The organism is Ruegeria arenilitoris (assembly GCF_013035425.1).
Taxonomy (GTDB): domain Bacteria; phylum Pseudomonadota; class Alphaproteobacteria; order Rhodobacterales; family Rhodobacteraceae; genus Ruegeria; species Ruegeria arenilitoris_A.
Window position 1 is genome coordinate 461434 of record NZ_WQHX01000001.1, and the last position, 19291, is coordinate 480724.

19 protein-coding genes are annotated in these 19291 nt (G+C 52.3%); 17 read left to right on the forward strand and 2 right to left on the reverse strand.

Features of this window, described 5'->3' with window-relative positions:
• Positions 1-19 precede the first annotated feature (19 nt).
• Together GOV45_RS02215 and GOV45_RS02220 are read left to right on the forward strand one after the other, a co-directional pair.
• The gene (locus GOV45_RS02215; protein ID WP_170473630.1) at positions 20-724 is read left to right on the forward strand and encodes a CoA transferase subunit A; all 705 of its coding nucleotides are present in this window, start codon (positions 20-22) and stop codon (positions 722-724) included.
• Positions 724-1350 carry a 3-oxoacid CoA-transferase subunit B gene (locus GOV45_RS02220; RefSeq protein WP_170473633.1) on the forward strand — a complete coding sequence of 209 codons (627 nt, stop codon included), beginning with the start codon at positions 724-726 and terminating at the stop codon, positions 1348-1350. Before GOV45_RS02215 ends, GOV45_RS02220 begins: the two co-directional genes overlap by 1 nt.
• A gap of 42 nt (positions 1351-1392) precedes the next feature.
• Here GOV45_RS02220 and GOV45_RS02225 read toward each other — a convergent pair whose 3' ends face one another.
• Positions 1393-2259, reverse strand: a complete 867-nt coding sequence (locus tag GOV45_RS02225; protein ID WP_170473636.1) for a lytic transglycosylase domain-containing protein — start codon at positions 2257-2259, stop codon at positions 1393-1395.
• Between the two features lie 351 nt (positions 2260-2610).
• Here GOV45_RS02225 and GOV45_RS02230 point away from each other — a divergent pair, with 351 nt between their 5' ends.
• The 15 genes from GOV45_RS02230 to pdeM all read left to right on the forward strand — a co-directional run bounded on the left by GOV45_RS02230 (position 2611) and on the right by pdeM (position 17935).
• Positions 2611-2808: a hypothetical protein gene (locus tag GOV45_RS02230; protein WP_170473639.1), complete on the forward strand. Its 198-nt coding sequence runs from the start codon at positions 2611-2613 to the stop codon at positions 2806-2808.
• Positions 2809-2916: 108 nt separating this feature from the next.
• Positions 2917-3096 carry a hypothetical protein gene (locus GOV45_RS02235; RefSeq protein ID WP_437436504.1) on the forward strand — a complete coding sequence of 60 codons (180 nt, stop codon included), beginning with the start codon at positions 2917-2919 and terminating at the stop codon, positions 3094-3096.
• Between the two features lie 171 nt (positions 3097-3267).
• On the forward strand, positions 3268-4149 hold the full coding sequence (gene cpaB / locus GOV45_RS02240) for a Flp pilus assembly protein CpaB (protein ID WP_170473644.1): 882 nt from the start codon (positions 3268-3270) through the stop codon (positions 4147-4149).
• Between the two features lie 216 nt (positions 4150-4365).
• Positions 4366-5772 (forward strand): type II and III secretion system protein family protein, encoded by a 1407-nt coding sequence (locus tag GOV45_RS02245; RefSeq protein WP_170473646.1) that lies wholly within the window; start codon positions 4366-4368, stop codon positions 5770-5772.
• Between the two features lie 17 nt (positions 5773-5789).
• Positions 5790-6422 carry an OmpA family protein gene (locus GOV45_RS02250; RefSeq protein WP_170473649.1) on the forward strand — a complete coding sequence of 211 codons (633 nt, stop codon included), beginning with the start codon at positions 5790-5792 and terminating at the stop codon, positions 6420-6422.
• Positions 6423-6647: 225 nt separating this feature from the next.
• Entirely contained in the window at positions 6648-7880 is a 1233-nt protein-coding gene (locus GOV45_RS02255; RefSeq protein ID WP_170473651.1) for an AAA family ATPase, read from the forward strand.
• A 17-nt stretch (positions 7881-7897) separates the two neighbouring features.
• A complete protein-coding gene (locus GOV45_RS02260) occupies positions 7898-9337 on the forward strand; it encodes a CpaF family protein (RefSeq protein ID WP_170473654.1) in 1440 nt (479 codons plus the stop codon).
• Positions 9338-9349: 12 nt separating this feature from the next.
• Positions 9350-10318, forward strand: coding sequence for a type II secretion system F family protein (locus tag GOV45_RS02265; RefSeq protein ID WP_170473658.1), 969 nt, complete (start codon positions 9350-9352; stop codon positions 10316-10318).
• 10 nt (positions 10319-10328) lie between these two features.
• A complete protein-coding gene (locus tag GOV45_RS02270; protein ID WP_170473661.1) occupies positions 10329-11327 on the forward strand; it encodes a type II secretion system F family protein in 999 nt (332 codons plus the stop codon).
• Between the two features lie 73 nt (positions 11328-11400).
• Entirely contained in the window at positions 11401-11913 is a 513-nt protein-coding gene (locus GOV45_RS02275) for a tetratricopeptide repeat protein (protein WP_254447884.1), read from the forward strand.
• Between the two features lie 30 nt (positions 11914-11943).
• A complete protein-coding gene (locus tag GOV45_RS02280) occupies positions 11944-12795 on the forward strand; it encodes a tetratricopeptide repeat protein (protein WP_170473667.1) in 852 nt (283 codons plus the stop codon).
• A 3-nt stretch (positions 12796-12798) separates the two neighbouring features.
• A complete protein-coding gene (locus GOV45_RS02285; RefSeq protein WP_170473670.1) occupies positions 12799-13344 on the forward strand; it encodes a prepilin peptidase in 546 nt (181 codons plus the stop codon).
• A 116-nt stretch (positions 13345-13460) separates the two neighbouring features.
• Entirely contained in the window at positions 13461-14768 is a 1308-nt protein-coding gene (locus GOV45_RS02290; protein ID WP_170473673.1) for an ATPase, read from the forward strand.
• A gap of 48 nt (positions 14769-14816) precedes the next feature.
• Entirely contained in the window at positions 14817-17228 is a 2412-nt protein-coding gene (locus GOV45_RS02295) for a ligase-associated DNA damage response DEXH box helicase (RefSeq protein ID WP_170473675.1), read from the forward strand.
• 44 nt (positions 17229-17272) lie between these two features.
• Positions 17273-17935: a ligase-associated DNA damage response endonuclease PdeM gene (gene pdeM, locus GOV45_RS02300; protein ID WP_170473678.1), complete on the forward strand. Its 663-nt coding sequence runs from the start codon at positions 17273-17275 to the stop codon at positions 17933-17935.
• Positions 17936-18162: 227 nt separating this feature from the next.
• Here pdeM and folD read toward each other — a convergent pair whose 3' ends face one another.
• Positions 18163-19053 (reverse strand): bifunctional methylenetetrahydrofolate dehydrogenase/methenyltetrahydrofolate cyclohydrolase FolD, encoded by an 891-nt coding sequence (gene folD / locus GOV45_RS02305; RefSeq protein WP_170473680.1) that lies wholly within the window; start codon positions 19051-19053, stop codon positions 18163-18165.
• Positions 19054-19291 lie beyond the last annotated feature (238 nt).

Here is a 19291-nt window from a genome sequence, read left to right on the forward strand (position 1 = left end):
GTCATTGGGGGAGTTTTCCATGAACAAAGTCTATGCCAATGCCAATGAGGCGCTCGACGGAGTGATCTCAGACGGCATGATGATCGCCGCAGGCGGATTTGGCCTGTGCGGGATTCCTGAGCTGCTGCTTGAGGCCATCAAAAACTCAGGTGCGCAGAACCTGACTTTCGCGTCGAACAACGCTGGCGTCGACGATTTCGGGATCGGCATCCTGTTGCAAACTAAGCAGGTCAAAAAGATGATCAGCTCTTACGTCGGTGAAAACGCAGAATTCATGCGTCAGTACCTGAGTGGCGAGCTGGAATTGGAATTCAACCCACAGGGCACGCTGGCCGAAAGAATGCGGGCAGGAGGTGCAGGAATTCCCGGTTTTTATACAAAAACTGGTGTCGGAACAGTTATTGCCGAAGGCAAAGAGCATAAAGATTTCGATGGTGAGACTTATATTCTCGAAGAAGGAATATTTGCCGATCTCGCTATCGTGAAGGCTTGGAAAGCTGATGACACTGGGAACCTGGTGTTCCGCAAAACAGCGCGAAATTTCAACGTGCCCGCAGCAACTTGCGGTAAGATTTGTATCGCCGAAGTGGAAGAAATTGTTCCGCGCGGTTCATTAGACCCCGACTCGATTCATCTTCCCGGAATCTATGTTCATCGTTTGATTCAGGGCGAGCATGAAAAGCGCATCGAACAACGCACCACCCGCAAGAAGGAGGAGGCATAATGCCCTGGGACCGCAATCAGATGGCCGCGCGGGCGGCGCAAGAACTAGAAGACGGAATGTACGTAAACCTGGGCATCGGAATCCCGACGCTGGTGGCTAACTATGTGGGCGACAAAGATATTACTCTGCAGTCTGAAAACGGCATGTTGGGGATGGGCCCCTTCCCCTTCGAAGGTGACGAGGATCCTGACCTGATCAACGCAGGTAAACAGACGATCACAGAACTTTCCCGCACGGCTTATTTCGACAGTGCCACGTCATTTGCAATGATTCGGGGCGGCAAGATCGCTGCTGCGGTTCTGGGTGCAATGGAAGTAGACGAGGAAGGTGATCTGGCGAACTGGATGATTCCGGGGGTTTTGGTCAAGGGCATGGGCGGAGCCATGGATCTGGTCGCGGGCGTCGGTCGGGTGATCGTTGTGATGGATCACACAAACAAGCACGGCAAATCCAAGCTGCTGCAGAAATGTACCCTGCCGTTGACCGGCAAAAAGGTGGTGGATCGCATTATTACCAACCTTGGGGTTCTCGATGTGGTGGACGGTGGTCTCAAGATCGTCGAAATTGCCGATGGTGTCACAGAAGACGAAATCCGTGGTGCTACCGAGGCAAAAATCGTCAATTGATCCGACGGCAACTGAAGAGGACCGCTGATTAACTGGCCTCTTTTAATTCATGGTTTGAAACACGCAGCCGTCCGAAAAGAACTCGGGCGGCGACGTGCACAGGGCACGGGCCACTTGAAACGCCGCTAACACTTTTGGAACATAGTCACGAGTTTCTGCGTAAGGCGGAACGCCACCGTGCTTGCGAACAGCGCCCTCACCTGCGTTATATCCTGCCAAAACCAAGATTGGGTCGTCACCGAACTCGTCCATCAACCAATCAAGGTACTTTACACCACCCGAGATGTTTTGTTCGGGTTTGAGGCTATCCTTAACACCGAACCGGGCAGCAGTCGCAGGCATCAACTGCATCAGTCCCTGCGCACCGGCCGAGCTGACGGCATCCACACGCCCAGCAGATTCTACTGAAATAACTGCAAGAACAAGTGCCGGAGACACGTCTGTACCAACTGTCGAGCGCAAAATGTCGACACCCCTCTGTTCGGCTATGTTTTGCAATGTCTGCAATCTCGGCGCCGCGACTCCAATCGAAGACAAGGCCTTAAAAGCATCCCGGAGCCGTCCAGAGCTTGCATGAGCCATCTCAGGCGACACGCGGTTCCAAAACGCTTTGTAAGATCCAACAGGCTTGGCTACGTCTCCTACTGGTGGAGCCGCCGAAGCGGGCGGCTCAGCCCGGGCGATGATTGCGGGAACGTCCAGGTCGTTTCCCGTGCTAGGGGCCGATGGAGAATTCGCGTGCTGCTCGGGTGTAATTTGAATCATAACCCGCGCGCGCGTACCGGGCGCTGGCGCCTTGATACGTTTGTAAACACCGCGCGGTTCTTGCTCGGTTGCGGACAATGGTGTCACACTAACCAGAAGAAACACCGCAACGCTGACACATGAAAATGCGTCCCGGAAATTCATTTTGCCTGCCTCATCTATTCTTTTGGATCATTTTGAACATTGAAACGGCCCTCAAAGCCAGAAAAACAAAGCGAAATAGGGCGATTTCGCCTCATTTGCCGTAAAATTGCATCGCCTAAACTGGTATGGTTAAAAAAGATTGCAACATTTTTTGTTTAATTTCAAAGTGTTAAAAATTTTGCCGTCAAAAAATTAAGCTTTTCACAAAAAAAAATGTGTTTGGCCCAATTCCTGCCACGCACAACAGGCAAAACTATCCCCATGCCGAGACGATCGGGAGCGGACCGAGAGAGAAAGCTCTGTAAGACGCCGAGGTTAATTAACTGTTTGATCCTTTAGGAGGGACGCAACATGATCAAGTTCATCAAGAACTTCCGTAAAGACGAAGACGGCGCCGTAACAGTTGACTGGGTCGTTCTGACCGCAGCCGTAGTTGCTCTGGCCGCAATTGCTTATAACCAAGTTCGCACCGGTGCCAGCGATCTGGCAGGCGACGTTCAGTCCGCTCTGACCAGCGCGACCGTTACAACTCCGACCTTTGGCAACTAATTCGGTCGTGAGTTTCAAAACATGATGGGGGCCTTGCCTTTGCTTAAAGGCATGGCCCTTTTCTTTTAGCTCCAAGAAACCTGGTTTAGTGTAATGTTGAAAAAATTCATGAATTTCGCGAATGACGAGGGCGGTGCAATTACCGCTGACTGGGTTGTGATAACGGCAGGGGTCGTTGGTCTGGGTGCTCTGATGTATTATTACATGCACGAGCCACTACGACATGTGGATGAGCAAAGCGGACAAGTCCTTGCGAGCGTCGTGGTCGAACCTATTTCGTTTGAATAAAAAAGATAAATCTCTGCTCGCTGCTCAACGCCCTCTGAAAAAAATTAGAATTTCAGAATATCATCTGCGATTGTCCCACTTTTCGACACAATTCCAAATTAACGTTGACACTGAACCAATGTGACGCGACGCGTCTCATAATCTTTGGAACCAAAATTAAACGAGGGACAAATGCGGGCTGTTTTTGGACTTGTCCTGATCATCGGGGTCGCACTGGCAGGCGGAGCCGTCTACATGGCGCGTGAATACATCACCGAGAATCAGGCTAAATTAGCGCTCGAGCGACAACTACGTGAGGAAGCTCTGGCCAATGCGAAAGTCGAAGTTGTTCCCACTGTAGACGTAATCGTTTCGAATCGCGCTCTGAGATATGGGGAAAAGCTAATTCCTGAAGACGTGCGCACGGTACAATGGCCCGAAAATGCCATACCAGAAGGCTCGTTCCTTGATATGACCGTTCTTTTCCCGGAAACCGGGGACAATGAACGATTCGTTTTGCGCGCTATGGAAAAAGACGAAGCTTTGATGGCTGTTAAGGTTACAGCGCCGGGCCAGTCTGCCGGTCTTACGTCACAGTTGAAAAAGGGTATGCGCGCATTCGCAATCAGCGTTGATGTCGCTTCGGGGGTGTCTGGATTCTTGCGCCCCGGCGACAGTGTCGACGTTTACTGGACTGGATCCCTAAGAGGCGCCGTTGATGGCGCAGCCGGCGAAATAACGCGGCTGATCCAAACCAATATTGAACTTATTGCCGTCGACCAAACCGCCGGTTCCGACATAACTGGCGCGACGATTGCGCGAACCGTCACAGTAGCGGCGACACCCGAACAGATTGCCGCTTTGGCACAGGCGCAAAACACTGGTCGGCTGTCATTGGCTCTTGTCGGCGTTCAGGACGAAACTGTAGCTAGTGCAATAGAAGTTGACCAACGCAAGCTGCTGGGCATCCAAGAAGCCGCGCCGGTGCAAATGATTGAAGAAGAAGAGGTTTGCACCATAAAAACGCGCCGAGGCGGCGAAATGGTAGTCACGCAGATTCCCTGCACAAACTGACCGAATTTCAGCCTGTTAATGAAAACAAGGTCGCGCCGATGGCGCGGCCTTGGTCGTTCTTGTCCATTCAATTCGAATCTATTGTTGCGTATTATCCACATAAGGAAAATTCCGGAAACCATTGATTATTGCAATAAATCCGGATTTAGAGCAGGGTTCAAAGGCATAGGGCATTAGACCCATAAAAATAGAGTGGTGATCGGAGAGGCAGGTCACATGACAATACGTTCCTGGATAGGCGCAACCCTTATGGGGTTGACGCTCGTTATGGGTCCAATCGGCGGTGCCGCTTGGGCTGAAAATCTTCGTGTGGTTAAGAAGGGTACGGCTGAGACGCTAAATGTCCCGATTAACCGCGCTATTGTGGTCGAAAGCGAACAACCTTTCGCGGATATCAGCATTGCCAATGCTGGCATCGCGGATATCTCAACGCTCTCGGACCGTACAATATATATATTGGGCCGCGCGCCAGGGACCACGACCCTGACGATGTTTGACGGCGCAGGTAATCTTATCACAAATGTCCGCGTTCGTGTTTCGCCGGACGTGTCCGAATTTAAAGAGAGGCTGCGGCAGATCCTGCCGAACGAGCCGATCGAAGTACGTACCGCCAACGATGGCATCGTTCTGTCGGGCACTGTCTCAAGCAGCGCCCGCTTGGCGCGAGCACTTGAGCTGGCAGAACGCTACGCGCCTGAACGGGTATCGAACCTGATGAACGTTGGTGGCGTACAGCAAGTTATGCTGAAAGTGCGCTTTGCCGAGATGAGACGGCAGGTGGCCAAGAGCCTCTCGACGTCGTTAGGTTTTGGCGGCAGCGACGTGACAGGCGGCTTCAATTCGTTGAACAGCCAAGGTCGATTGAACAACGCCTTGGCGAACAACATCCCGTTTGCACAGACCAATACAGGCGCGATCCTATTCGGGTTTGGCGCCGGATCTACCCAAGTCCGTTTGTTGCTTGAAGCCCTCGAAAGTAAAGGGTTAGCTCGTACATTGGCCGAGCCGAACTTGTCTGCACTGTCTGGTCAGGAAGCGACTTTCCTCGCTGGCGGTGAGGTTCCTATCCCTGTCCCACAGGATGACGGTGTGGTTGCCATCGAATACAAGTCTTTCGGTGTCGAGATCGACTTTGTCCCACGCGTAGTCGACGGCGACCTGATCAATCTGGAAATGGCAACTTCTGTTTCTAGCATCGATCCAAATACGAACTTCACAATCAATGGTGACACCGTTCCCAGTTTTGTCGTCCGTCAGACCAGCACAACTGTTGAGCTGCGCGACGGCGAAAGCTTTGCGATTGCGGGCCTGATTCAGGACGACTTCACCGACCTGAACAACCAGATACCTTGGCTTGGAGACGTCCCGGTTCTTGGTGCCTTGTTCCGCAGCGCAGAATACCAGCGCGATCAAAGCGAGCTTGTCATTATCATCACCGCCCATCTGGTGTCTCCGACACGCGGCGAGGCCTTGGCCCTGCCAACAGATCGGGTCAAACCACCCAGCGAATTCGACCTGTTCATTAACGGCAAGATTGCTCACACTGAACGTGCTGGAAACGGTGCAGCTTCGGAAGTGGCCAGACAAGACTTTGGCAATTCCTACGGCTACGTCCTGGATTGATGGAAAGGATAGAACCAATGCATAAGTGGTTTATAACACTAGGCCTTTCGGTTGCTGTTGCAGGCTGTACTCGTGAAGCTGGCTTTGAACTGGACCAGGGCACATTCGGTAACGCTACTCTGAACAATGTTCAGATCATGAACGGCGAACTGACTTACGGTCAGATACTCGCGCAGCGTTTTGCAGCCGAGGTCCCAAGCCAAATCAACTTTGCGTTCGACAGCGCACAACTTGACGCTTCGGCCCAACGGATTTTGTTGCAGCAGGCTGCTTGGATCAAGCAATTCCCCGAGGCCCGGTTCCGGGTCTACGGCCACACTGATGCTGTAGGCTCAGCCGCTTACAACCAGCAGCTGGGTCTTCGCCGGGCAAACGCAGCAGTTTCGTTCCTTACACGTCAGGGCATTTCCCGTTCGCGGCTCGAGGCAGTGGTTTCGTTTGGCAAAACGCGGCCTCTGATCGCGACGCAGAACAGAGACCGCCGTAACCGTCGCACCGTGACGGAAGTGTCTGGATTTGTTGACAGACATCCAAATATTTTGGACGGCAAGTACGCCGAGGTCATTTACCGCGAATACGTTCAAAGTGCGCGCGTAGAGTCGACTTTGCGTAGCGAAACGGCCGTCGGTTCAACGAACCCCACTGAATGAGCTTTGTTCGTTAGGGTTTCGAACAATAGCGACAAATTGGGCGGCATCGTCGCCCAATTCCCTACAATTGGTTCTTTTGCGCCCAATTCTTGCCCAACTTCCAAGCGACCTTGCAAAAAATAGGGTGACTTGCGGCCACAACTGACCGCACAGGGCGACAGCAAATCAGAACAGACCCCTAAAGTTCGTACGGTTTGCTCAGCCCTCTCGACGAGGATTGAGTTTATGACGAGCGCAACGCCGCAAAACGATAATACAGCGATACAGGCCTGCACCATTAGTCGGGATGTCCAAAACTTTGATCTTTTGATTGAAGATATGGAAGCCGTCCTGGGCGAGCGTTGGGGTGATTTAGGCTTTGCTGAGGCGCTGGCCTTCTTTAGCCAACCAGAAGCTGAGTCGTTGCAGTTTGTCGCGCTTGCACTGGACGGCGAAGACGAAGACAACCTGACACTGATGGGCGAAATCATCACTCATGCCAAGGAAAAAGGCATTAAAGTTGTTCTGATCGCCGAAGATGTCACGCCCGCTTCCTTGCATCAGCTGTTGCGTAAAGGCGCGGACGAATTTGTCCCCTACCCGCTTCCGGAAAACGAACTTCAGGAAGCCATCAATCGCATGAACAAGCCTGATCCGGTTGTTGCCCCGCAGCCTGGCGTGGCGATAACGCATGGAGAGGCAAAAGAGGGCGCTCTATTTGTCGTTCACGGTCTTGCGGGCGGTGTCGGTTCCACAACGTTGGCTGTAAATCTTGCCTGGGAACTTGCAACAGTGTCCAACAAAGATGGACCCAAAGTTTGCCTTATCGATCTGGACATGCAGTTCGGCACGGTTTCGACCTATCTGGATCTTCCTCGTCACGAAGCTGTTTTCGAAATGCTTTCAGATACGGCATCGATGGACGAAGAATCCTTCGGTCAGGCGCTGCAGACATTTGAAGACAAGCTGCAGGTTTTGACTGCGCCATCTGACATGGTGCCATTAGACATCATCACGCCTGAGGATATCCAAAGGGTAATAGACACGGCCCGCAATCATTTTGACTATGTGGTTGTAGACATGCCCTCGACGCTAGTTCATTGGTCCGAAACTGTACTCCAAGCCGCACACGTCTATTTTGCATTGATCGAACTGGACATGCGGTCGGCCCAGAACGCATTGCGGCTTAAGCGTGCGTTGCAGGCCGAGGAACTTCCATTCAACAAGCTACGCTTTGCAATGAACCGTGCCCCGAAATTCACGGATCTTAGCGGCAAGAGCAGGGTAAAACGCATGGGCGAAAGCCTGGGTATATCCATTGACTTGCACCTGCCGGATGGCGGCAAGCCCGTCATGCAAAGCGGGGATCACGGTTTGCCGTTGGCAAGCTCTGCCGCCAAGAACCCGCTACGCAAAGAAATCGCCAAACTTGCGCAGTCGCTTCATAGCCTTGGCTCCAGCAACGCCGAAGCCGCGTAATCCGAGGGAGAACCGCCGTGTTTTCAAGATACAAAAAGCAGTCTGACGCGCAACCGGTTGAGAAACAGGCGCCAAAGGCCGCTCCGGCCGCATCTGCGGCTGAACCTTCGGCATCTACTGCGGTAGCGCGCAAACCAGTGCAGAAAAAAGCGGCAGAAGTTGTCGGCAACGATCGTGATCGCAAACGCAAGGAACGCCTGGGCGAGATCAAGCAAGAACTACACCGGGAGCTGCTCGAAAACTTGAACCTGGCGGCTTTGGAAAAGGCGGCCGAAGCAGAACTTCGCAGCGAAATCAGCGCAATTGCCGGCGAAATTCTGGAATCTCGCAACATAGTTCTGAACCGCGAAGATCGATCGCAACTAAACAAAGAGTTGTACGACGAGGTAACAGGCCTCGGTCCGCTGGAAACTCTTCTGCAAGACGACACAGTAAACGATATTCTGGTTAATGGCCCCCAACAAATCTTTGTAGAACGCGCTGGCAAGCTGGAACTCAGCGACATCACATTCAAAGACGAAAAGCACTTGATGCGGATCATCGATAAGATCGTATCCGCCGTGGGTCGTCGCGTGGATGAATCCAACCCTTACGTTGACGCCCGTTTGGCGGACGGATCGCGTTTCAACGCAATGGTACCGCCTATTGCCGTTGATGGATCGTTAGTATCCATTCGTAAGTTTAAAAAGGACAAGCTTGGTATCGACGATTTGGTCAACTTCGGAGCGTTTACCGAAGAAATGGCCGCATATCTGCAAGCTGCGGTGTCCACTCGCCTGAATATCATTGTATCGGGTGGTACTGGTTCCGGTAAGACGACGACCTTGAACGCTCTGTCCAGTTTTATTGATGATGCCGAACGCATTCTGACCATCGAGGATACTGCAGAACTTCAACTGCAGCAGACCCATGTGGGCAGAATGGAAAGCCGCCCACCGAACGTCGAAGGCAAGGGTGAAGTCAGCCCACGCGATTGCCTGAAAAACGCCCTGCGTATGCGTCCCGACCGCATTATCGTTGGCGAGACACGCGGCGCAGAAGTCATCGACATGCTACAGGCAATGAACACAGGCCACGACGGATCGATGACTACAATCCACGCCAACTCGGCCCGTGACGGTATCAGTCGTCTGGAAAACATGATTGCAATGGCGGGGATTGAGATGCCGATCAAGGCCGTCCGCAGTCAGATTGCATCTGCTGTGAACCTAATTGTTCAGGCCAGCCGTCTACAGGATGGTTCGCGTCGGATGACATCAATCACTGAGATCACCGGCATGGAAGGCGACGTGATATCAATGCAGGAAATCTTTAGGTTTCAACGTGTTGGACTGACGCCTGACAACAAAATCATTGGTCACTTCACTGCAACGGGCGTGCGCAGCCACTTCTCCGAACGCTTCCGTCTGTGGGGCTTTGACTTGCCATCGTCGATTTACGATCCAACGACAATGTAGGAGACATAAGTTATGACCTTGCCTTTCGAGGCCCTTATATATGTCGTGATTTTCGTGGGAGTCCTCCTCTTGGTCGAGGGTATTTATCTGGTCGCCTTTGGAAAATCGATCAGTCTGAACAGCCGCGTGAATCGGCGTTTGGACATGATAGACAAGGGCGCAGGCCGCGAAGAAGTGTTGGAACAGCTGCGCAAGGAAATGCAGCAGCATATGAAAACACAGAGTATTCCGCTCTATTCCCTACTGGCAGACAAAGCGCAAAAGGCCGCAATCGCGTTCAGCCCAAAACAACTGATCATGGTCATGGCATTGGTGTCCGGCCTTGCCTTTATGGCTCTTAGCATAGCTACGGCCTCTGAAACAGTTTTGCGCGCTGCACTATCCGGAGCGATCGGGATCGGCGCGGTTTATGCCTGGGTCAACCACAAAGCTAAGAAACGCACGAGTTTGATCGAAGAACAATTGCCCGATGCAGTCGAGCTGATGGTGCGTTCACTGCGTGTCGGCAACCCTTTTGTGTCTTCGATCCAAATCGTTGCGACAGAGGTCGAGGACCCATTAGCCACCGAATTCGGTGTGATTTCAGATGAAGTAGCTTACGGTAGAGACGTTGGCGAAGCATTGAAAGACATGGCCGAACGCCTAGGCATGCAGGACTTGCGATTCCTTGCAGTCGCGGTTTCGATCCAACAGCAGTCCGGCGGTAATCTCGCCGAGATTCTGGCGGGTTTGGCCAAGGTGATCCGAGCACGCTTCCGCCTATTCCGGCGCGTAAAGGCAATCACGGCCGAAGCTCAGTGGTCAGGAAAATTCCTATCCGGTTTTCCTGTGGCTTGTTTGGTGTTCATTTTAGTTAAAGACCCCAACTACTACGACACCGTTTTAGACGAACCGTACTTCATTCCGGCCTGTTTCTTTGTTGGCATAATGCTGACGCTGAACATCATCGTTATGAAAATTCTAACCAACATTAAGGTCTGAGGACACTGCCATGGAATTCCTGACCTTCGTCAACGAATTTTTGAAAGAAAACCTGGGTGAATTCGGCCCATTGATTCTGGTCGGTGTATTGGGACTGTTCATGGTCCTGATAACGATACCACTGATGCTGAATCAACCGGAAGATCCGCTGAAGAAATTGCAACGTTCGACGGCTCCGCCGAAAAAGAACAAAAAAGACAAAAAAGATCGGCTCAGAAATTCGGGCCAGAACGAACAGCTTGAAAAGTTTGCGACTTTTCTGGAACCTAAAAACCAAGAGGAATACTCTGCTGTCCAGCTTAAGTTGCGCCAGGCTGGTTACCAGTCCAAGGATGCAGTTCGGTTTTTCCATTTTGCGCAGTTTGCACTTGGGATGGTTGGCATCATGGTTGGTGTGTTGTTGGTTACTGTTTTTGCTGGTGATCAGGAATTTGATTCCACCCAAATTGGCATTCGCTTGTTGGTGCCCGGAGCAATCGGGTACTTTATCCCAAAGTACTGGATCACTCGCCGTGTTGCCGAGCGTCAGGAAGCGATTACTGCAGGTTTCCCAGATACATTAGACCTGATGCTGGTCTGCGTTGAAGCTGGCCAATCGCTGGATCAGGCTATTGTCCGAGTGGCGGCGGAAATGAAGGCATCTTACCCCGAAATCGCCACAGAATTCGAAGTTGTGGCGTACGAAATGAAGGCCGGTAAAGAAAAGGACGTTGTGCTTCGCGATTTCGCAACTCGCTGCGGTGTCCAAGACGTTAGTGCCTTTGTGACGGTGATGATCCAATCGGCAACATTCGGTACATCTATAGCCGAAGCTTTGCGGGTTTACGCTGATGAAATGCGCGATAAACGGGTGATGCGTGCTGAAGAGGCCGCTAACAAGTTGCCAACTAAAATGACACTTGCCACTATGATGCTGACGGTTCCTCCGCTTCTGCTCATCCTAGTCGGCCCATCGGCCAAAGGCATTATGGAATTCGGAAGAGGTAACGGGCCGGGTGTCGGCGGATAACCTGATGGATTCAGTGTTTCGCAGAGCCCGCAAAGGGCTTTGCAAAATTTTTAAAGCCACCGCGGTTCTAGCCATGGTGGCTTCTTGCACAGAAACGGGTCTGTCTGACGATCCGTTTGCACCGGGCGTGGATCCTGACGGAGCGTCGGTTAATGAAGTCACGGTTGGAAATCGACTGATGGCTGCAGGCGAATACGAATTGGCTCTTGAGGCTTTTACGCGCGCAGCTTTGCAAGAAGGCATGACTTCAGAGATTCTAACATCGTTGGGAACGGCAAATCTCGGACTGCGGCGCGTTGGTCAGGCAGGGCCTTTGCTGCGTCGAGCTGTCAAAGAAGACCCGGAATGGCCTGTAGCATGGAACAACCTGGGTGTTTATCTCATGGAATCTGGAGAATATGCAGAGGCAGCACAGGTATTCCGGCGCGCTTACGCATTGGACGATGGCGAAAGTGACGCAATCCGCGACAATCTGCGGTTAGCACTCGCAAAAATGGAAAATCCTGCTAATAATGACACTCAAGAACAAGAATTTGAACTGGAAAGGCGCGGCGACGGAGAATTCGTTTTGCGCAAAATCCAGTAAACGAGGTTAAGAGCAGTAAAGGACGCAAAAATGCGCCAACCCTTTTTGATTCCGACTGTCATAATGTTTGGACTGGTTCTATCCGCCTGCGCCAAAGAATCCGAAGAAGAAAAAGTGGAACGCACCTTTCAGGAAGTCAACGTCATCGACGAAACAAACCTGAACGACGTATTGCTTACCGCTGCCGATCCCAACGAAGCGGTCACCTATTTCCAAGGTGCAGCACTAAAAAATCCCGACCGGATTGACTTGCAACGCGGACTCGCAATCAGCCTGACGAGGGCCAAGCGCAGCACAGAGGCTGCAGCAGCGTGGAAACGTGTCACTGAAATGAGCGGTGCCAATAACGCTGACCGGGTTGAATACGCTGACGCCTTGGTCCGCAGCGGAAATTGGGACAAAGCCAAAGCCACACTGGATAAAATTCCCCCGACTTACGAGACGTTTCAGCGTTACCGTCTTGAGGCCTTGGTCGCAGATTCCAGAAATGACTGGAAAAGCGCGGACCATTATTATGAAACTGCCGTTGGCCTGACCACACGCCCCGCGAGTGTTATGAACAATTGGGGCTACTCCAAAATGACCCGCGGACAATATGCCGAAGCAGAGCGATTGTTTGCCGAAGCCATTCAACAGGACAAAACTCTGTTCACGGCGAAAAACAACCTGGTTCTAGCGCGTAGCGCGCAAGGAAACTATGGGATGCCGGTCGTGCCGATGACCCAGATCGAGCGGGCCCGGCTGCTGAACACGATGGGTATTTCGGCGGTGAAACAGGGTGATATCAATACGGCCAAAAATCTGTTCCGTGAAGCGATCGCAACGCATCCACAGCATTTCGACGAAGCCGTCAGATCATTGCGCGCGTTAGAGGACGCCTAGTACATGACGATTCCTGCGTCGGCGGCCGCTTGGTTTTTACCTTTTGTGCTGCCGATATGCGTTTACGTTGCGTTCACCGACATGCGTGAGATGCGCATCAAGAACCATGCGGTTGCAGCCTTAGCAATCGTTTTTGTCATTATTGGTTTACTTGCGTTGCGGCCATGGTCAGCAGGGTGGTCCACCGGCAGCGTCGGGCCACTGTCCTTGTCCTTGCCCGTTTATGCCTGGCAGCTTCTTCACATACCTTTTGTTCTGCTTGTGGGCATCGTGCTCAACGCTGCAGGTGCCATGGGTGCAGGTGATGCCAAGTTCTGCGCGGCCGCTTCCGCCTTTATATGGACTGCGGATTTTATGGTTGTAATGGTCATTCTTATGTCAACCACGCTTGGTGCGGTTGCATCACATCGGTTGGCAAAATATACCCCGTTGCGCCAGATTGCGCCCCATTGGGAAAGCTGGGATCGAGGGAAACAATTCCCGATGGGGTTAGCGCTTGCTGGTTCTCTTATCATGTATTTGATATTGGGCATTATTTACGGCTCGTAAACAATCTTCTGTACGCCACGCCTGTGCCTTGGTACTGCCACAAATCTTGGTCAAATTTTTGCAAGCGGCCCGGTATCGGGCATTTGTCGTGACAAGTAGATAAACGAGCAACGCTGATGAATATGCAGACCAATTCCGTTATTGCCCCGCCTGCCCCTAAGGGCTTGGGTGAAATGCGCCTTCCGCTGGTGATGATGCGAGATATTCTTCTTAAAACAATTTTCCGCAAGAACGTTGACACGGTAACGGAAGTCGCCCAGGCGATCTGTTTACCAAGTTCTGTTACGCAGGAGTTAATTGATATTGCGCGCGAACAAAAACTGCTTGAGGCGACAGGAACTCTTAATGCCAACAGCGGCAATGAAATGGGGTACCAACTAACGGATGCCGGGAAAGCGCGCGCTCTGGATGCTCTAAGTCAGTCGGAATATTTTGGTGCCATGCCTGTGCCGCTGGAGGTCTACAGCGAGCAGGTTAAACGCCAGTCCATTCGCAACATTCAGGTTACTCGCGACCAATTGACTGGGGCGATGGGACATCTGGTGTTGCCTGACAGCCTTTTGGACCATCTGGGTCCAGCAGTCAGTGCCGGCCGTTCGATACTGATGTATGGTCCCCCGGGTAACGGTAAGTCCTCGATTTCTAACGGCATCAGAGATGCGCTGGGGGATAACGTCTACGTCCCGCGCGCTATCGAATATGCTGGTCAGGTGATTACGGTCTATGACCCGATTGTGCACACGGCGATCGAACAAGAGGCTGATGATCCAAACAGCCTGCGCCGCCGAAAGCGATTTGATACCCGCTACGTGCAATGTGAGCGCCCGACTGTTGTGACTGGTGGTGAATTGTCACTCAATATGCTGGACTTGGTCTATAATCCTACGGCGCGAACCTATCAGGCTCCGCTTCAGCTCAAATCTACAGGCGGTATATTTATTGTTGACGACCTTGGTCGTCAGGCGGAACCACCTCAGGCACTTATCAACCGATGGATTGTTCCATTGGAAGAAAGCAAAGACATCCTTGGTCTACAATCTGGTGAAAAGTTTGAAGTTCCCTTTGACACGTTGGTGATCTTTTCGACCAACTTTCACCCGAACGAGATTTTCGACCAAGCTGCTCTGCGCCGGATCTTCTTCAAAATCAAAATCGACGGCCCAAATCAGGAAAACTTCCTGAAAATCTTTGCAATGGTCGCCCGCAAACGCGGCATGCCATTGGACGAGGCGGCGCTGGTGCATCTGTTAAAAGTAAAATATCCGACGATCAACAACATCTACGCCAACTACCAACCGATCTTTTTAATCGATCAGATGATTTCAATCTGCGAATTCGAAGGCATACCTTATCAGATGAGCCCCGATCTGATCGATCGAGCTTGGGCGAATATGTTTGTTAAAGAAGAACAAATCGTTCACTAAAGACGTCTTTCCCATACCAATCTGTATTAGGGCGGGTAATCTGCGAACATGACGCAGATTCCCGCCCGGATAACAAATTGGTTTACATCGAAAAACTGGTCCATCCATCCGCATCAGCAAGAGATGTTCGACCGGGCACGCGACCCTGCAACTCTGCTGATAGCACCGACAGGCGGTGGAAAGACCATGGCCGGTTTTTTGCCTTCGCTGGCGGAATTGGCCGATGGTTTCCATGGCGGCTTGCACACGATTTATGTCTCGCCTCTCAAGGCCTTGGCATCAGACATCCGTCGCAATCTACGTGTCCCCGTTGGTGAAATCGGATTACCCATCAGGATCGAAGACAGGACAGGCGACACCTCAGCCACACAAAAGAAAAGGCAACGCGCTGACCCGCCGCATATCCTTCTGACGACTCCTGAAAGCCTGGCACTTCTGACATCTTACGAGGATGCGCCCCGCATGTTTGACGGTGTGCAAAGGGTGATCGTGGATGAAATCCACGCGTTGGAAGAAAGCAAACGCGGCGACCAGTTAATGTTGGCATTGGCACGCCTTCAAAGCCTCTGCCCAGGTTTGCGTCGTGTCGGACTATCGGCAACGGTCGAGGACCCCGACGCCATCGCTCGTTTTTTGGCACGACACCCAGATCCGTGTCGCATCATACAGGCCGACCCCGGCCCAGATCCCGACATTTCAATGCTGCAAACTCACGAGAAGCCACCGTGGTCTGGCGGTGGTGCTGCCTATGCGGTTCCGGCTGTTCTGGATCAGATCAAAAGACACAAGACGACTTTGATATTCCACAACACACGCGCCCAAGCTGAAATTTTCTTTCATAATCTGTGGCTTGCCAATGATGATGCCTTGCCGATCGGTGTCCATCACGGAAGTCTGGACCGACAACAGCGCGAACGGGTCGAAGCAGCAATGGTACGGGGCGACCTTCGAGCAATCGTCTGTACAGGTAGTTTAGATCTCGGCATTGACTGGGGCGATGTTGATCTGGTGATCCAGATAGGAGCTCCGAAAAATGTCAAACGGCTGGTGCAACGAATTGGTCGCGCCAATCACCGCTACAATGCACCTTCTAAGGCCCTGCTTGTACCAGCCAACCGGTTCGAAGTGGTCGAATGCGTTGCCGCACTCGAAGCAGTGAAGGCACATGACTTGGATGGGGAACCGCGCGGTTCCGGCCCACGAGATGTCTTGTGCCAGCATATTCTAATAGCCGCAGCTGCTGGGCCTTTTGATCCCGACGCGCTGTATGACGAAATGACGACAGCCGGACCTTTCGCTGAATTAACCCGCAACGCATTTGACGCTTGTCTGAATTTCTGCGCAACAGGGGGGTATGCCCTACGTGCTTATGACCGCTGGCAACGGCTGCAGCAACGGCCCGATGGTTTTTGGCAATTGCGCGACCCGCGCACGGCGCAACGGATCCGAATGAACCTGGGTACAATTCAAGATACTGACACGCTCAAAGTTCGATTGAAGCGAAATCGGGGCGGAAAGCCATTAGGTGAGGTGGAAGAAGCGTTCGCCGCTTCGTTAACTCCCGGGGATACATTTTTGATCGGCGGACAGATTGTCCGTTACGAGGGGCTGCGGGAAATGGTCGTCGAAGTCAGCCGTCGAGCTGATCGAAAACCCAAGATCGCAACATTTTCTGGCACGAAATTTGCCACCTCGACCCAATTGAGCGACCGGATCTTGCGAATGTTTGCGCAACGGGAATGGCCTCAATTGCCACAACACACCGCCGAATGGTTAGCGCTGCAGCGCGATATTTCACGTTTACCGCAGAGAGACCGACTATTGATTGAAAGCTTTCCAAGCGACGGACGGGAACATCTTTGTGTCTACGGCTTTGCGGGTCGGAATGCGCAGCAGACGCTTGGCTTGTTAATGACCAAACGGATGGAGGAGACAGGCCTAGCACCTTTGGGCTTTGTGGCGACGGACTACGCCACTTTGATTTGGGGTTTAGATGCAGTGACCGACCCCCGCCCTCTTTTCGATCCGAGTGCTTTGAGAGATGGGTTGGAGAATTGGCTGGCTGGCAACGCCGTGATGAAGCGGACCTTTCGCGCGTCTGCCACGATTGCTGGCCTCATAGAACGGAACACAGGTGGCCAGCGAAAAAGCGGTCGTCAAGCAACATTTTCCTCTGACATACTTTACGACACGCTCATGCGATACGACCCTGACCATTTATTAATGCAAATCACACGTGAAGAAGCAATGCGCGGGTTGGTCGATTTTGGACGTATTGAGGAAATGCTTTCCCGTATAGACGGACGGATCGATATGTTGCGGCTGGAACGTGTTTCACCGCTTGCCGCGCCGCTTTTCCTGGAGGTTGGGAAAATTCCAGTTAAGGGAGAGGCCGAAGAACGCCTATTGGCGGAGGAAAGCGCACGCCTGCTTCAGGAGGCAGGTTTGAATACATTGTGATCTCCTCTTGCAACAACATCGAAAAGCCGCGAAAAGAACGTATCATGAACGCGCTGGAATTTGAATTTTCAGGACAAAGGTTGGCAGCCTTGGGCAGTGGCGCCTTGTGGTGGCCCGATCAGAAATTGCTGTGCGTGTCTGACATGCACCTAGGTAAATCTGAAAGAGTTGCCCGGCGCAGCGGTCAAATTCTTCCGCCCTACGAGGGCCGCGATACCCTGTCCCGACTGGCAACAGATTTGGAACTTAGCAGGGCGACTACAGTAGTCTGCCTGGGCGACAGTTTCGATGACTTGGAAGCATCCGATGCATTTGTCTCAACTGATCGCCTTCAACTTATTTCATTACAAGCCGGGCGTCACTGGATTTGGATCGAAGGAAATCACGACCCCGGTCCTGTCGAACTGGGCGGTACCCACTTGGTGGAATGGTCATGTGGGCCACTGAAATTCCGTCATATTGCTCAGCCGGGTGAGGTGGGTGAAGTGTCAGGACATTACCATCCAAAGGCTCGTTTGAGGGCTAAAGGGCGCACAGTCACTCGTCCGGCGTTTCTGGTCGATTACGCCCGGTTGATCCTGCCAGCCTACGGTACTTACACAGGCGGTTTGCACTGTTCAGATACAGCTTTGGCAGATGTCATGGCGGCGGATGCGCGCGCTATTCTGACCGGCGCGCAACCATATATTTTGCCAATGCCGAGATAATCAGGTCTCAGATTAATCCAGCCTTTTCAGCTGGGGAGCAAATCCTGACAGATTCTTTGCCTTAAAATTCAAACAGTCTTCGCAGCGGCCAACCAAGAAGCCCCTTACAGCTAAAATGGCTCCACAAAGAAGAAGTCAATACACGGCAAAAGGGTCGAAAAACGAACGCGCTCTTCGACCCTTTTTGAACTGTTGTGTGACGCTTAGCGCCGAATATTCCGAACGAATTATGCCGTAAGCCCTTCGGGTTCGGGCAAGCCATTAGCGCGGCAACAAGCGGTCAGAGTGTTGGCCAGAAGGCATGCAATCGTCATTGGTCCAACACCGCCCGGCACAGGAGTGATCGCCCCTGCCCGTTCAACTGCGCTTGCGTAATCTACATCACCAACCAACTTGTTCTTACCATCGCGTTCAATCCGGTTGATCCCAACGTCAATTACCGTTGCTCCCTCTTTGATCCAATCGCCAGGAACCATCTCGAGGCGGCCCACAGCGGCCACGACAATATCGGCGCGACGCACCACGTCAGGCAGGTCCTTAGTGCGGCTATGCGCGATTGTGACGGTGCAACTATCCCCAAGAAGCAATTGAGCCATCGGTTTACCGACAATATTCGATCGACCGATTACAACCGCATTCATGCCGGACAGTGACCCATGATAATCACGCAGCATCATCAAACATCCCAATGGCGTACAAGGTACCATCGATTTCTGTCCGGTGCCCAAAAGCCCCACATTGGAAATATGGAACCCGTCAACATCCTTGGCCGGATCAATTGAGTTGATCACAAGATCTTCGTTTAAATGCTTTGGAAGGGGAAGCTGAACCAGAATTCCGTGTACCGCGGGATCCTTGTTCAATTTGTCAATCAGTGTCAGCAAATCCTCTTCGGAGGTATCGGCATCCAACTTATGCTCGTACGAGTTCATCCCCACTTCGACGGTTTGCTTGCCCTTTGACCGTACATAAACTTGGCTTGCCGGGTCTTCGCCCACCAGAACGACGGCTAATCCTGGGATAATACCGTTTTCCTCTTTCAGCCTGGCAACCTGGTCGGCAACCTGTGCGCGCACTCTAGCCGCAAAGGCCTTGCCATCGATAACCTGTGCTACCATCCTAAGTTTCCTTTCTTCAAAAACGATAGGGCGCAGTCGCCCCCGCCTGCTCTGTCATTGCCTAACGCAAGTTCCTCACGTGCGATCAACCAGTCAATCAAAATGCGCCAAAGCTTCTCGGCCAAATCTGGATCCTTCCCCAAATCTTCGGAACCCGCACGCACACACTGCTCCACTTCCTCCACCCTGTCCGGAGCTCGTTCCGGTAAACCTAATGCCGGTTTTTACTCGAACGCTC